This window comes from Marinobacterium halophilum (assembly GCF_003014615.1).
GTDB lineage: Bacteria > Pseudomonadota > Gammaproteobacteria > Pseudomonadales > Balneatricaceae > Marinobacterium > Marinobacterium halophilum.
Map to the genome: position 1 here is coordinate 1 of NZ_PYGI01000031.1, position 15,381 is coordinate 15,381.

At 57.1% G+C, this 15,381-nt stretch carries 11 protein-coding genes; 9 read left to right on the plus strand and 2 right to left on the minus strand.

What is annotated here, in order from left to right:
- Positions 1-345: 345 nt before the first annotated feature.
- Entirely contained in the window at positions 346-1,173 is an 828-nt protein-coding gene (locus CLV44_RS16655; RefSeq protein ID WP_106593268.1) for a helix-turn-helix transcriptional regulator, read from the minus strand.
- Between the two features lie 185 nt (positions 1,174-1,358).
- On the opposite strand from CLV44_RS16655, the gene CLV44_RS16660 reads away from it, so the two are divergent.
- From CLV44_RS16660 to CLV44_RS16670, 3 genes are all read left to right on the plus strand, one after another.
- Positions 1,359-2,828 carry an alanine/glycine:cation symporter family protein gene (locus CLV44_RS16660; RefSeq protein ID WP_106593254.1) on the plus strand — a complete coding sequence of 490 codons (1,470 nt, stop codon included), beginning with the start codon at positions 1,359-1,361 and terminating at the stop codon, positions 2,826-2,828.
- A gap of 78 nt (positions 2,829-2,906) precedes the next feature.
- Entirely contained in the window at positions 2,907-4,310 is a 1,404-nt protein-coding gene (locus CLV44_RS16665) for an aspartate ammonia-lyase (RefSeq protein ID WP_106593255.1), read from the plus strand.
- Entirely contained in the window at positions 4,307-5,314 is a 1,008-nt protein-coding gene (locus CLV44_RS16670) for an asparaginase domain-containing protein (protein ID WP_106593256.1), read from the plus strand. The genes CLV44_RS16665 and CLV44_RS16670 overlap by 4 nt, the downstream gene beginning before the upstream one ends.
- Before the next feature lie 39 nt (positions 5,315-5,353).
- Here CLV44_RS16670 and CLV44_RS16675 read toward each other — a convergent pair whose 3' ends face one another.
- Positions 5,354-6,217 carry a prephenate dehydratase gene (locus CLV44_RS16675; protein ID WP_106593269.1) on the minus strand — a complete coding sequence of 288 codons (864 nt, stop codon included), beginning with the start codon at positions 6,215-6,217 and terminating at the stop codon, positions 5,354-5,356.
- A 115-nt stretch (positions 6,218-6,332) separates the two neighbouring features.
- Between CLV44_RS16675 and CLV44_RS16680 the strand changes: the two genes are divergently transcribed.
- The 6 genes from CLV44_RS16680 (at position 6,333) to CLV44_RS16705 (ending at position 15,373) form a co-directional block, all read left to right on the plus strand.
- Positions 6,333-8,417, plus strand: coding sequence for a sensor histidine kinase (locus CLV44_RS16680; RefSeq protein ID WP_106593257.1), 2,085 nt, complete (start codon positions 6,333-6,335; stop codon positions 8,415-8,417).
- Positions 8,410-9,777, plus strand: coding sequence for a sigma-54-dependent transcriptional regulator (locus tag CLV44_RS16685; RefSeq protein WP_106593258.1), 1,368 nt, complete (start codon positions 8,410-8,412; stop codon positions 9,775-9,777). Before CLV44_RS16680 ends, CLV44_RS16685 begins: the two co-directional genes overlap by 8 nt.
- Before the next feature lie 181 nt (positions 9,778-9,958).
- A complete protein-coding gene (locus CLV44_RS16690) occupies positions 9,959-10,987 on the plus strand; it encodes a TAXI family TRAP transporter solute-binding subunit (protein ID WP_106593259.1) in 1,029 nt (342 codons plus the stop codon).
- Positions 10,988-11,061: 74 nt separating this feature from the next.
- Positions 11,062-13,197: a TRAP transporter permease gene (locus CLV44_RS16695; RefSeq protein WP_106593260.1), complete on the plus strand. Its 2,136-nt coding sequence runs from the start codon at positions 11,062-11,064 to the stop codon at positions 13,195-13,197.
- The gene (gene lhgO, locus CLV44_RS16700; protein WP_106593270.1) at positions 13,197-14,402 is read left to right on the plus strand and encodes an L-2-hydroxyglutarate oxidase; all 1,206 of its coding nucleotides are present in this window, start codon (positions 13,197-13,199) and stop codon (positions 14,400-14,402) included. The genes CLV44_RS16695 and lhgO overlap by 1 nt, the downstream gene beginning before the upstream one ends.
- Before the next feature lie 212 nt (positions 14,403-14,614).
- Positions 14,615-15,373 carry an MliC family protein gene (locus CLV44_RS16705; RefSeq protein ID WP_170069380.1) on the plus strand — a complete coding sequence of 253 codons (759 nt, stop codon included), beginning with the start codon at positions 14,615-14,617 and terminating at the stop codon, positions 15,371-15,373.
- The last annotated feature ends 8 nt before the right edge of the window (positions 15,374-15,381 follow it).

A 15,381-nucleotide genomic window follows, 5' to 3' on the forward strand; every position in this document is an offset into this window, starting at 1 on the left:
CGGATGCTGGAACGTTATTCTACTGGAATAACAGCTGAGCTATGTTTGTTAGAAGCTATTGAGCGATATCCACAACAACTAACTCAGACATAGCCAAAAAAAACCCCTCTTCAGTGAAGAGGGGAAGGTAAAAGTGCAAAACAACTTAAAACGGCCAGAGTTGGCATTGAGACTGCGAGAGAATTCGAGGAAGAGCGTTTTCTCTCGCGCTCCATTGCTGGAGCACCTTCAATATCGTCCATTTTTGTGCGCTGCACAATAGAGTTGTTAGACGAAGTTGTTCTAAAAAACTGTTTTTTGTGCGCTGCATCAATTCCGCATGAGCTGCTTTTTTGTCTAATGCTCTCAGTGGCCCGTCAGGTGGCGTGCCCTGAAATGTATTTCTCCTTCTGCCATCTTGTTACTGACGGCGGCTGCAATGGCCGGGTCAAGCCCTTCACTGTCTGGTTCAATCAGTCCGCACATGGCCAGTGCCTTGCGCACCCCGATGCTGGTGCCGAGGTATTCATACAGCACCCGAGTACAGCAGGGCATGCGCTCGCTGTTGTCGGATACGCCGATGCGTAACCCGGTCAGCCGGGTCAGCCGGTTACGGAAGCTGGGAAACAGGATGGTTTCGGTCAGTTCGTGCCTGTTCAGGGCTTCGTGATCAATCAGAAACAATCGATCGCTGAGCATGAAGGCGGCGCCCTGATAACGGTTGTGGCAGGCGGGCTGGCCTTTTTCCGGTTGAATCCGTTCCGTGCGCTGAAACACAACGCGCCCATCCCGCTTTTCAATGCTGACCAGTGTGCGTATCAGCTTGCCCGGTGTGGACATGGAAAGGTAATACTCGAAGTAATGGCCGAGGTAGCGATCAAGCCCGTTGCTGCCAATGCGGCACAAGTGGTCTACATGGTCGCTGATGGTATCTCCGGGGCCGCTGGCGACTGGCGCACTTTGGGGTCTGACCTGCACCAGGCGCTGGAACTGGTCATGCGGCAGCATGATTTCATGTACTTCTACCCCGAAAAAATCGCATAGCCGGCGCAGTGTGCTGGCCGCCGGTCGGTAGCGACCGCTCAGATAGCGATTAAACTGGGGGCGATTGATCTCCAGGCGGCGGCACACCTCGGCGATTGATTTGTGATAGCTGCACAGCAGGCGCAGATTCTGGGCGAAATCGTCGTTCAAATACATTACCTCCGGGCCGGGCCCTTGAGCGTGGGGTTATGAGTGCGCCAGATGGCGTCTGTGTCAGGTGGCGCATCCTGTGCGCTCAACTACGCCATCCTGTAGCCAAAGTGACAAATTTCAACCGTTCCTCTCGACTGGTTAAATGCTTCGCTTTCTCACAACAAGAATAGCGGAGCTCATCGATGTTGGATTTTCTCAACGATATTCTATGGGGCAAAGTGCTGATCGCGTTGTTGATCACCATAGGTATCGGCTTCACGGTGGCGTCCCGGTTCGTTCAGTTTCGGTATTTCGGACGTATGTTCCGGATTCTCGGTGCGAGTCAGGCATTTAAACATGATAAGCACGGCCACTTAAGCTCTTTTCAAGCCCTTTTGCTATCGGTGGCCGGTCGTGTGGGTGGTGGCAATATTGCCGGTGTAGCAGTCGCTATTACCTTGGGCGGTCCTGGTGCAATCTTCTGGATGTGGGTGGTTGGCATGATGGGCATGGCGACCAGCTTCCTTGAATGTACCCTGGCACAGACCTATAAGCAGGCCGAGCCCGATGGTACGTATCGTGGCGGCCCGGCGCATTATATTTCACGTGGCCTGGGGGCTCGATGGAACTGGCTGGCGGGCCTGTATTCTGTGCTGCTGCTGGTCACGTTCGGTTTCTGTTTTACCGCACTGCAGTCCTATGCGGTGGCGACTTCTGTAGGTGACGCTTTTGGCGTACCCGTGCTGTATTCCGGTATCGCGCTGGCCGTGATCGTCGGCATGATCATCTTCGGTGGTGTCAAACGTATCGCCAAGGTGACCGAGGTTCTGGTACCGGTGATGGCGGTCGGTTATCTACTGGTTGCCTTTGTGGTGCTGGGCATGAACCTTGAACGCATTCCTGACGTGATTACGCTGATCGTGAAAAGTGCCTTCGGTCTTGAGCCGATGGTCGGTGGCGGCATTGGTGCGGCGATTCTGATGGGCGTCAAGCGTGGCCTCTTTTCCAATGAAGCCGGTCTGGGCAGTGCGCCTAACGTGGCTGCAGTTGCCTATGTACCGCATCCAGCCAATCAGGGCATTGTGCAGGCGTTTTCGGTCTTCATCGATACATTGGTCATCTGCTCCGCGACAGCCTTTATTATCCTGCTCAGCAGCGTATACGAGCCGGGCAGTGGAGTCAGCGTGGAAGGTGTGGCGCTGACCCAGTCTGCACTGGCGGATCATGTTGGGGACTGGGGGCGTTCATTCGTGAGTATCGCGCTGCTGTTGTTCGGTTTCAGCACTGTGCTCTACAACTACTACCTGGGTGAAAATAGCCTCAATTTCTTTAGTACCGACAACACCAGGCTACTGAATGGCTTCCGCGTGTTGATCATTGCGCTGGTGTGCTGGGGCGCAACGACGGACCTGAGTACCGTGTTCGGTTTTGCCGATGTCACCATGGGGCTGCTGGCGCTGGTCAACCTGATTGCACTGCTGTTCCTGTTCAAGCCGGGACTGCGCATCATGCGCGACTTTGACCGTCAGATTGCCGAAGGTATCGAACAGCCGGTATTTGATGTCAGCCGCTTTGATGACATGAATCTGGATGCCGCTGCCTGGGAAATCGAGCCGGAAGATCTGGCGCGTATCCGCCAGCGTGAAGCCGCCGCTGTGGCTCAGGGCAAGTAACTTTTTCTCCATTTGCTCCCGGATTCAAGCCGACCCCGGGAGCCTTTTTATTCCGTTTGCAAAGGTCAGGTGCAACCCATGAATACACGCATTGAACATGATCTGCTGGGTGATCTTGCCGTTCCGGCTGACGCCTGGTACGGCATTCAAACCCAGCGTGCGCTCGACAACTTCGCCATCACCGGTGTGCCGATCAGCCATTTCCCGGCATTGGTTCGGGCGCTGGTGCAGGTCAAATCAGCGGCAGCCTGGGCCAACCGTGAACTGGGTGTGCTGTCTGCACACAAGGCCGACGCCATCATGGCGGCCTGTGACGAGATCGATGCCGGTCATCTGCATGACCAGTTTGTGGTTGACCTGATTCAGGGCGGGGCCGGTACCTCGACCAACATGAACGCCAACGAAGTGATTGCCAACCTGGCGCTGGAAAAGCTGGGGCATGGCAAGGGTGAATACCAGCATCTGCACCCCAATGATGACGTCAACCGCTCCCAGTCCACCAACGACGCCTATCCGACGGCTGTTTGTCTGGCGGTCCAGTTTGCGGCTGAGCCGCTGGAGCAGGCCATTCGCAGCCTGATCATCTCCCTGGAGCAGAAGGGGCAGGAGTTCGCACATGTTGTGAAAATGGGCCGGACCCAGCTTCAGGATGCGGTGCCGATGACACTGGGGCAGGAGTTCGAGGCCTTCTCGGTCAACCTGGCTGAAGACATTGATCGGTTGCATGAAGCGGGACGTCTGCTGTGCGAGGTCAATCTCGGTGGTACGGCGATCGGTACCGGCATCAATGCGCCGGCGGGCTATCAGGCCATGGCGGTACGCCGGTTGGCAGAAATTTCCGGCAAGCCGGTGGTGTCGGCCAGTAACCTGATGGAAGCCAGTTCGGACATGGGTGCGTTCGTCATGTTCTCCGGCATTCTCAAGCGTTTTGCGATCAAGCTGGGCAAGATGTGCAACGATTTGCGTTTGCTGTCCAGCGGTCCGCGTACCGGTCTTGGCGAAATTTCCCTGCCGCCGATGCAGCCGGGCTCTTCGATCATGCCGGGCAAGGTCAATCCGGTGATTCCGGAAGCGGTCAACCAGACGGCCTATCAGGTGATTGCAGCCGATTTGGCGGTGACGCTGGCGGCCGAGGCTGGTCAGCTGCAGTTGAACGCCATGGAGCCGATGATCGTGTACAACCTGCTGAACTCGATCAAGATGCTGACGGCAGCCTGCACCATGCTGGAAAACCGTTGCATCAAGGGCATTCGTGCCAACGAAGAGCAGTGTGCCCGTCATCTGGATAACAGTATCGGTATCGTCACCGCGCTGGTTCCGCATATCGGTTACAGCAATTCCACCCGCATCGCTTCAGTCGCACTGAATACCGGTGCCACGGTGCGTGAGCTGGTGCTGGCTGAAGGTCTGCTGCCGGAAGTGCAGTTGGACGCCATTCTCAGCCCCCATGCGATGCTGGCTCCGTTGGTAGCGGTGTCATGAATCGCCGGGTACTGGTGATCTACACGGGCGGCACCATCGGTATGGTGCCGTCAGCGGAAGGTTATATTCCGGAGCCGGGCTTTGAGGTTCGGCTTCGGGCTCAGCTGGGTGAGCGTGCGTTGCCGGCGTTTGATCTGCTGGAGTATGACCGGCTGATCGACAGTGCCAGTCTGGTGCCGGCTGATTGGGAGCGGATCGCGTTGACCTTGCAGGCGAACTGGGACCAGTACGCCGGATTTGTCGTGCTGCATGGTACCGACACCATGGCCTATACGGCTTCGGCGTTGTCGTTCATGCTGCCACAGCAGGACAAGCCGGTGATCCTGACCGGCTCGCAGATTCCGTTGAGTCAACTGCGCAATGATGCGTTGGATAATCTGGTGACGACGCTGCTGCTGGCTTCGCAGCCGGGCGTTGCCGAGGTTTGCATCTGCTTTAATGGCCGGTTGCTGCGGGGTAACCGCAGTCGCAAGGTCAAGAGTACCGGGCTGGATGCGTTCGATTCACCGAACTTCCCCTGGTTGGGGCAGGCCGGGATCGAAATCAATCTCCAGCATGAACTGTTATTGCCACCGGCAGCCGTACGCTTTGAGATTCCCCGCTATGACCCGGAAGCGGTCGTCATGTTGGCTGTTTTCCCCGGAATGCCGGTGCGGCTGGTGCGTGAAGCGCTGGCTCCTGCAGCAGTGAAGGGGCTGGTGCTGCTGACCTACGGGGTGGGTAATCCGCCCGAGGCCGAGTCGGGCTTGCTGGATGAGCTGGTGCGTGCCGGAGCGCAGGGTAAAACAGTGGTCAATGTGACCCAGTGCCACCAGGGCAGAGTCAGTCAGGGGGCTTATGCGACAGGCGCACTGTTGAATCATGCGGGGGTGGTGCCGGGGCAGGATCTGACCCCGGAAGCGGCGTTTGCCAAGCTGCATCATCTGATCGCAACAGATGTTGCGCCTGAGCCACGACGGGCGGCAATGGCCAGCCCGCTGCGGGGAGAGTCTACACCTGATTGAGGTCGCGGATGGCGCTCAGGGTTGAGTGATCAGGCGTACTCAGAGTTCCAGTTTGAGATGGCTGAAACGGAATGGATGCGCTTCATAGGTGCCGATGACGCGCACTTCCTCGGCAAAGAAGTTCAGCTCCTGCATGGCGAACTTCATCGCCTGCTGGTGCGGGTGGCCTTCAATATCCAGATGGAAACTGGACACCGTCATGGTTTCAGAAGCCATGTAGCTTTCCAGCTTGATCATGTTGACGCCGTTGGTGGCGAACCCGCCCAGTGCCTTGTACAGCGCGGCAGGCATGTTGCGTACACGGAACATCAATGACGTGATGTAGCGGACATCCGGCTCCAGTGTCGGGATCATCTGGTCACGGGACAGGATCATGAAGCGGGTGGTATTGCCGGTTTTGTCCTGAAAGTTTTCTTGCAGAATCTCCAGGCCATACAGCTCGGCGGCCAGGCTGGATGCGATGGCCGCGTGGCCGGGCTGGCGCAGTTCGGCCAGTTCAGCCGCAGAGCCTGCCGTATCCAGTGCCGCGATCGGATCAATTCCCAGGCTGCGCAGGTTGTCGGCGCACTGGGCCAATGCCTGCGGATGCGACGAAACCGTCTTGATATCTTCCAGCTTGCTTCCCGGCAGTGCCAGCAGACAGTGGTTGACCGGCTCGAAGTGTTCGCCAATTACATGCAGGCGAGTCTTCGGCATCAGTCGGTAGATCTCTTCCACGCGTCCGGCGGTGGAGTTCTCCAGCGGTATCATCGCCAGCTGAGCTTCGCCACGCTCGACCATAAACATCGCATCGACAAAAGACTCGCAGGCCTTCGGGGTCAGTTCCGGGTGAACCTGACGACAGGCCAGGTGAGAGTAGGCGCCTTGGTGGCCCTGATAGGCGATGGTGGTGTGTGCGCTCATGGTATCCATACAGTGACAGGCTGAAAATAAGGCGCACATTATGGCACAGACCGCGGGGAGCTGAAAAAAATATCCGTTTTTGCTAAGGTCGGGCACGCCCCGATGGAGACAAGCCATGAACCCGCCGCGATCCGGTTATCCGATCAGTGTTATTGCGATCATCTACATGTTGCTGATTATCGGGCTGGCCTGGTTTGGCGGTTCGTTATCCCGTGACTGGGCGCTGTCCCGCCTGCACATGCAGGGCGGCGACCGTCTGCTGGCATCGGTCAGCCAGATGCGTCTGGTCCTCAATCAATATAACTACCTTCCGTTTTTGATCGCTCAGAATACAGACGTACACCGTTTGCTGCAGCCGGGTGCGAACAATCAGGCAACGGTCAACCGCGTGCTGGAACAGATCAACCTGGTCGCTGGCTCGACAGCGCTGTTTGTGCTCGACCCGCAAGGCCATCCGCTGGCTTTCAGTAATTGGCGTGAAGAGCAGGCTTTCCCGCTGCAGTCACAAAGTAATGAACGCTATTTCCAGCAGGCAATTGTGGGTGAGCAGGGGCTGGAGTTGCAGTTTCACCAGCAGCCGGATGTGGCCTCGTTGTATATGTCGGCACCGGTGTATACCGATCGTCTGGCCGGGGTGGCCGTGATGCGCCTGGATATGCCCCGATTGCGTGAGCAGTTGGCCGTTGAGTATCCGCTGGTGGTGCGCTCTGTCGAGGGTGAGCTGGTATTCAAGACCGAAACCGGTTGGCCGTTGGAAGACGTGGCCCCGCTACAGCTGCGTAACGGCGTCGGGCTGCAGGCTGTGCGCGATGGTGACGAGCGTTTCTTGCTGCAGTCGGTGCAGCTGGATGACTTGGGCTGGACGGTCTCGGTGCTGACCGCCATCAAACCGGCCCAGTACCGTGCGCGGGTGGTGGTCGGCAGTGTGCTGGGTGCCGGGTTGGTGCTGGGGTTACTGCTACTGTATCTGCGTGAGTCCCGGCAGAAACGTCGCCTGCAGCTGGAGCAGATGCAGGCACGGGCACGCAGTGAAGAGCAGCAGCGTAACATTATCAATACGGCACAGGTTGGGCTGGTGCATATTGACCAAAGCGGTTGCGTGCAGTTGATCAACCCGATGGCGATGCAGATTTTCGGCGTATCGATCGATCGTGTTCGGCATCGTCCGGTACTCAATCTGCTGGGGGATGGATTCAGTGCCCAGCCACTGCGCCAGGCATTGGATGTGTTGGGCACGGATCGTTTTCGGCCACTGACCGGCCTGGAAGTGGTGGGGCAGCGAGGGGATGGCAGTGCGTTTCCGATGCTGATCTCCATCCGGCAGATGGCACGCCACCCTGAGTTGGGTTATCTGGTGACGGTGATCGACATCAGCCGACGTAAACGGCTGGAGCAGGCATTGCGCGAGGCCAACGAGTCATTGGAGCAGAAGGTGGTGGCGCGTACACAGGCGTTGGAGGCCGCGCAGGCCGAGCTGGTTCAGGCGGGCAAGCTGGCGGCGCTGGGGCGGATGTCGGCGTCGGTGGTGCATGAGCTGAATCAGCCGATGACTGCCATGCGCACCTATCTGGCGATTGCCGGTCGACTGCTGGAGCAGCCGGATGCCCTGCGCAAGAATTTCACCCTGCAGGAGCAGTTGCTGGATCGTATGGCGTTGATCACCGGCCAGCTGAAAATCTTTGCCTATCGCAAACCGGAACGGATCGAGCCGGTGTCGCTGCTACGGGTAATCGATCAGGTGTTGCAGATGTTTCGAGGGCGCTTTGATGAGCTTGACCTCCAGCTGCATTACACGCCGCCAGCGGCGAGCCTTCAGGTTGCAGGTGATGGTGCCCGTTATGAACAGGTGCTGATCAATCTGGTGAAGAATGCCTGTGATGCCATGGCCGGTGGTGCGGAGCCTCATGAACTCTGGCTGGAAGTGGTCGAGACCACGGCCGACCATGTGATGCTGGAGGTGCGCGACAATGGGCCGGGCATCGCGCCGGAGTGTCGCGGCCAATTGTTCGAGCCGTTCTTTACCACCAAGGCAGTAGGAGAAGGGCTTGGGCTTGGATTGGCGATTGTGAGCAGTATTTTGCGTGATTTGGGCGGGCAGATCTGTATCGTTGATCAGGCAGTGGGTGCCTGTTTCAGAGTACAGATACCGTTGTATTCGGTTCGTGAGCAGACAACAGACAAGGTATTTATCCATGAGTGAACAGGGGCTGGTGCTGCTGGTCGATGATGAGGCGATGGTGCGTGAAGCGACCGCCCAGTGGCTGGAACTGTCCGGGTTTGAAGTCCGCTGTTTCAGCCGGGCCGAGGCTGCGCTGGAACAGATTGAGCCGTTCTGTGCCGGTATCCTGCTGACCGACGTGCGCATGCCGGGCATGGATGGCATTCAGCTGATGCAGGAAGCGTTCAGGCGGGCACCGGATATGCCGGTGATTCTGCTGACCGCTCATGGCGACGTGGATATGGCGACCGCTGCCATGCGTGACGGAGCCTACGATTTTATTGAAAAACCCTATGTGCCTGATCGTTTGGTTGAGCGTCTGCGCCGTGCCTGTGAAAAGCGCCGTCTGACCCTGGAGAATCTGCGCCTGCAACAAAACCTGGCGACCCAAAGTGGTATCGATGCGCGCTTGATCGGCATATCACCGGCGATACAGCGCTTGCGCCGCGAGATATTGTCACTGGCGGAGCTGGAAACCAATGTGATCATCTACGGTGAAACCGGTACGGGTAAAGAGCTGGTGGCGCAATGTCTGCACGACTACGGCAAGCGCAGCAAGCGGCCGTTTGTACCGATCAACTGCGGTGCGATTCCGGAAAATCTGATCGAAAGCGAGCTGTTCGGTCACGAAGCCGGTGCATTCACCCACGCCACCAAACGCCGTATCGGCAAGTTCGAATATGCCAGTGGCGGCTCGCTGTTTCTGGATGAGATCGAGAGCATGCCGCTCAACCTCCAGATCAAGCTGCTGCGGGCCTTGCAAGAACATGTGATTGAGCGTCTGGGAGCCAATGCGCCGATCTCGGTAGACCTGCGTGTAATCGCGGCGGCCAAGGTGGATCTGCGGGAAGACCCTCAGTTCCGTGAGGACCTGTTTTACCGGCTTGGGGTTTCGGAACTGCATATTCCGCCGCTGCGTGAACGGATTGAGGACGTACCCTGGCTGTTCGTTCACTATTTGCGCAAAGGTGCACTGGATAACGACCGTGAGCCCCGTACGCTGTCTGACCATGACTTGGACGCCCTGCAATCCTATGCCTGGCCCGGCAATGTGCGTGAATTGAAGAATATCGCCATTCGGTACGCGATTGATCCGCGTGTCAGTCTGGTCGAACTGCTGTCACGACAGCAGCCGCTGCAAAGTCGGCCAGTTGCACATCGGCAGTCGCTGCCATTGGCGGTACAGGTGGCCGAATATGAAGCGCAATTGATCCGTGAGGCGCTGGAACAGCATCAGGGCAACATCAAGAGCGTGATGGATATGCTGGACCTGCCTCGGCGGACGCTGAATCAGAAAATGCAGCGGTATGGCCTGAATCGCAGCGACTTTACCCTTTCATAGGCGGTTTTTTGCTTACGCATCACCCTTAATATCGGCCATTTTTTGCTTGTTTGAAGGGTGGTGATATTTTTAATCAAGTAAAATCAAAAGGTTAACATCTTTCGCCGAGTTGGCCCGTTTTCTGCTATACCTGTTATGTCACTACAACAATCAGAATGACAACAGGTATAAGGAAAACACCATGAATCAAGGTAAACGCACGCTGGTTAAAGCGTTGGGGCTGACATTCACCTTGGGCGCCCTGGCGACTTCAAGTGCGCTGGTGCAGGCGAAAGATACCCACTCCTACATCCTGGCGACCGCTTCTACCGGCGGCACCTATTATCCGGTGGGCGTCGCGCTGGCGACCCTGACCAAGGTTAAGCTGGAACCGACCCAGGGCATCTCCATGTCGGCAATCAACTCTGCCGGCTCCGGTGAAAACATCAAACTGCTGCGCGAAAACGAAGCCCAGTTTGCCATTCTGCAGGGCCTTTACGGTGCCTGGGCCTGGGGCGGTGAAGGTGCGATGGAGTCCTCCGGCAAACAGGAAAACCTGCGCTCGGTCAGCATGTTGTGGCAGAACGTGGAGCACTTCGTAGTGCGCGGTAAATATGCCCAGACCGGCACCATTTCCGATCTGAAAGCACTGGAAGGCGAGAAGTTTTCCATCGGCAAGAAAAACTCCGGTACCGAAGGCTCAGGCCGCACCATCTTGGGTAATCTGGGTATTGATGCCGACCAGTTCAACCTGGCGTACATGGGTTACGGCCCGTCCGCTGATGCGTTGCAGAACGGCACTATCGACGGCATGAACATCCCGGCGGGTGTGCCGGCCTCCGCGATCACCCGTGCCTATGCGGCGATGGGCGACGATATTCGCGTGCTGGACTTCACCGACGAGCAGATGGCCCAGGCCAACGGCAACTACCAGCTGTGGACTCGCTACGTGATCCCGGCGAATACCTATCCGGGTCAGACCCGCGATATCAATACCATGGCACAGCCGAATTTCCTGGCCGTACGTGACGATATCAGCGAAGAAGATGTGTATATGCTGACCAAAACCATCTACGAAAACCTGCCGTTCCTGAACAGCATCCATAAGGCGACTAAAGCGATGGCGCTGGAAAAAGCGATTGCCGGTCTGCCGGTGCCGCTGCATGCGGGGGCCGCACGTTATTACCGTGAAGTCGGCGTTACGATTCCGGACCATCTGGTCGCTAAATAAGTAATCCCCTGACGGGTCGGCCATTTTTGGCCGATCCTTTCACTGTTGACCCCCACGCAATCAGGAATGAAGTGATGTCTGCTTCTCAACATACCGATCAACAGACTGCCGAGCAGCTCAAGTCCATGGAGCTGCCCCAGCGTGATGAACAGAGTGCCACCGGCCGTTTCATCTACTGGGCGGGGGTGCTGTTTGCGCTTGCGCATATCTATTTCAATACCCTCGGCACACTATCCGAGCTGTGGGTGTCCGCGATCCATTTTTCCGGCTTTGCCCTGATCTGTGCGCTTATGGTGCCGTTGTCGAAAACACACGCGACCAAGGGCTGGACGATCGGGATTGACTTGCTGATCGGCTTTGTTGCCATCGGTACCACGATCTACCTGATGTTGTTCGAGGATGCGCTCTACGCCCGAGGCGTGCATTTCAATACCACCGACTGGGTGGTGGCGATCATCGCGATTGCGGTGGCGTTGGAAATGACACGGCGTACCACCGGCTGGTTCATCCCGTCTCTGATTCTGTTCGCGCTGACCTATGTGTTCTGGTGGGGTCAGTATATCGATGGCATGTTCAACTTTCCGGGCCTGAGCCTGGAGACCGTGCTCTATCGCAGTTATTTCTCGTCCGAGGGGATGTTCGGTTCCATTGCCCGTATCTCCTGGACCTATGTGTTCATGTTTATCCTGTTTGGCGCGTTTCTGGTTAAGTCCGGTGCGGGTGATTTCATCATTGAACTGTCCCGTTGTGCGGCAGGCCGCATGATTGGCGGTCCCGGTTTTGTAGCCGTGCTGGGTTCCGGTCTGATGGGGTCCGTATCCGGGTCGTCCGTTGCCAATACCGTCTCCACCGGTGTGATCACCATTCCGCTGATGCAGAAAGCGGGTTTCCCGGCGCGTTTTGCTGCCGGTGTTGAAGCTGCGGCTTCCACGGGTGGTCAGTTGATGCCACCGGTGATGGGGGCGGGTGCCTTCATCATGGCCTCGTATACCCAGATCCCTTACGTCGAGATTATCGCCATTGCGGCATTGCCGGCACTGCTGTACTTCCTGTCGGTCGGTTTTTATGTACGTGTTGAGGCACGTCGCAGCCACGCCCACGCGGTCGAAATGAATGTACGTCCGGTCAAGGAAGTGCTGAAAGAAGGCTGGCACTGCCTGCTGCCGCTGGTGGTATTGGTGAGCCTGTTGGTGTACGGCTTTACCCCGACCTATGCCGCCGGTATTTCCATTATTTCGGTGGTATTGGCCTCTTGGTTGTCACCCAAGAAGATGATGCTGCGCGATATCTTCGATGCCCTGGCGCAGGGGTCGAAAAACATGGCCACAACCGCCATGCTGCTGGTGGCCGTGGGATTGGTGGTCAACGTGGTCGCCATGACCGGTATCGGTAACACCTTCTCGCTGATGGTGACCGAATGGGCCGGTGGTAGCCTGTTCATTACCCTGGTGTTGGTCGCACTGGCATCGCTGGTGTTGGGTATGGGCTTGCCGGTGACGGCGGCGTATATCGTACTGGCAACGCTGTCGGCACCGGCACTGTATAGTCTGATGGCCGAGCGCGAGCTGCTGGAACTGATGGTCAATGGCAACCTGCCTGAAGCGGCCCGTGCCATATTCATGTTGGTCGACCCCAACAGTCTGACGGCACTGGCGGCACCAATGAGCGAAGTGCAGGCGACGGGGCTGCTTGAGCAGATTCCGTCCGATTTCAAGGGTCAATTGCTGGATCAGGCGGTCTCCGCTGACAAGCTGGCGATGATTCTGCTGGCCGCGCACATGATCATTTTCTGGTTGTCGCAGGATTCCAACGTGACGCCGCCGGTGTGCCTGACCGCCTTTGCAGCTGCTGCCATCGCGCGTACGCCACCGATGATGACCGGCTTCACCGCCTGGAAAATCGCCAAGGGCTTGTACATCGTGCCTCTGCTGTTTGCCTATACCGGCTTTATCGGTGGCAGCATCGACGAGGTGCTGACCATCTTCGTGTTCGGCATTCTGGGTTTGTATGCCTTTGTCGGCTTCATGGAAGGGTATTTGGAAGGGCCATTGAACATACTGCTGCGTTTGCTCAGTGGTGCCTGTGCAGTTGGCCTGCTTTGGCCACACGGTGAGTTGATGTATGACCTGGCTGCAGCGGGCGTCTTCATTGCCCTGTTTATTTACAGTCGCCGTTTGGCTCCGGCTATTACCGTGGAAGAGGCTGCATGATGCACACTCGATTTGATTTTATTGTGATTGGTGGCGGCATTCTGGGTTTGTCGACCGCTCGCCAGCTACAACAGCGTTTCCCCGGCCAGCGAGTGCTGGTGCTGGAGAAAGAGAGCCGTCCGGCGCAGCACCAGACCGGACACAACTCCGGGGTGATCCATGCCGGTGTTTACTACAAGCCCGGCAGCATGAAGGCCCGCTTCTGCAAAGAGGGCAATGCCGCTACCAAGGCGTTTTGTCGTGAACATGACATTCCGTTCGATGAATGTGGCAAATTGCTGGTGGCTACCAATGAACTCGAGTTGGAGCGGATGCAGGGGTTGATTGGCCGCTGCGCCGAAAACGAGCTGCCGGTTGAAGTACTCGATGCTGACCAGCTCAAGGCGCGTGAGCCCAACATTACCGGTGTGGGCGGGCTTTTTGTGCCGTCCACCGGAATTGTCAGCTATACCCGCATCTGCGAGAAGATGGCTGAGCTGGTCGCGGCTGACGGCGGCGAGGTGCGCTACAACGCGACCGTTCACAACATCCGTGAGCTGGCCGACCGGGTGGAGGTGGAAACCGAGCTGGAACTGTTTGAGGGCGGCTTCATGGTCGCCTGTGCGGGCCTGATGTCGGATCGCATCGTGCGCATGCTGGGGCAGGAACCCGAGTTCAAAATCATTCCGTTCCGGGGTGAATACTTCCTGTTGCCGCCGCAGCATAACCGTATCGTCAACCATCTGATCTATCCGATTCCGGATCCTGACCTGCCGTTCCTCGGGGTACATCTGACCCGAATGATCGATGGCACGGTGACCGTAGGACCGAATGCGGTGCTGGCGTTCAAACGTGAAGGCTATCGCAAGACTGACTTCAGCCTCAGGGATATGGCCGAGATGCTGACCTATCCGGGCTTGTTGAAGATGCTGGCGCGAAACCTGAAACCTGGCCTGCTGGAGATGAAAAACAGCCTGTTCCGCGGCGGTTATCTGGAGCAGGTACGCAAATACTGTCCGCAACTGACGCTGGACGATTTAACACCCTATCCGGCAGGCGTTCGTGCCCAGGCGGTCGCCAAGGACGGTTCGCTGGTTGACGACTTCCTGTTCGTGAATACCGAACGGGCACTGGTGGTGTGCAACGCACCGTCACCCGCAGCAACGTCGGCCATTCCGATCGGTGCGCATATCGTCGATCAGGTCCACCAACGCGTAACAGCTTAAGCCCCCATTCCCTTTCTCCGGGATATCCTTGACCTCATCTGCCCTGGGTAGATGAGGTTTTTTAGTGTGCGCCCTGTATGCTTGTAAGCAGATTTTCGATAGATGATTATGACCAAGGAGTTTATATGCTGCGCTGGATAGCATTTTCATTGATGACAGTATCAACATTAGGATGTGTGGCGACTGCACCAACACATTCTGTTCAGGAGCCGATGGCGTGCACCAGTGACTGGTATCATTCGGTGGAACAGCGTCTGGCGACGGGCGACGGCCAAGGGCATGGGCCGGATATCGGCTCTGCCGAATGGAAATCGGTGGTCGAATTCAAACTGGGTATCCGCGATATCGCTGCCACGCCGGATCCTGCGTCGAGTGCATGGTGTGGTCATGTTGAAGCATTGCTGGAGCAGCGGGCCCAAAAAACCTCATTCAATTGTGATAGCCAATCGTTGTCGACAGCGGAAGCCCTTGTGTGTGGTGATGTCGGTCTATCGATGCTGGATCGACAGTTGAGCGAGGTTTACCAACAAGCTGTGACCGCCAGTGATAGTCATTTTCGCCCGACTTTGCAGGCGGAGCAGCGTGGCTGGATCAAGGGGCGGAATGAGTGCTGGAAGAGCCAGACTATTCGACAGTGTGTTAACAGTGCTTACCGATTGCGGATCGCGGAGTTGCAGGCACGGTATCGGCTGGTGGAGCATTCCAACCCCGTTCGTTACCTCTGTAACAACAACCCGGCAGATGAGTTCGTGGCGACTTTTTTCCAGACTGAACCGGAAACCGCGATTGTTGAACGAGGGGATAGCATCTCGGTGATGTATCGCCAACTTGCGGCTAGCGGCGCCCGTTACCAGGGACGTAACGAAAGCCTATGGGAGCATGGCGGGAAGGTCATGATCAGTTGGGGTTCGGGGGCTGACGCAATGAGCTGTATCCGAAGTGCATTGGCTGATGTTGATCAACGCAAGTGATGTATCTT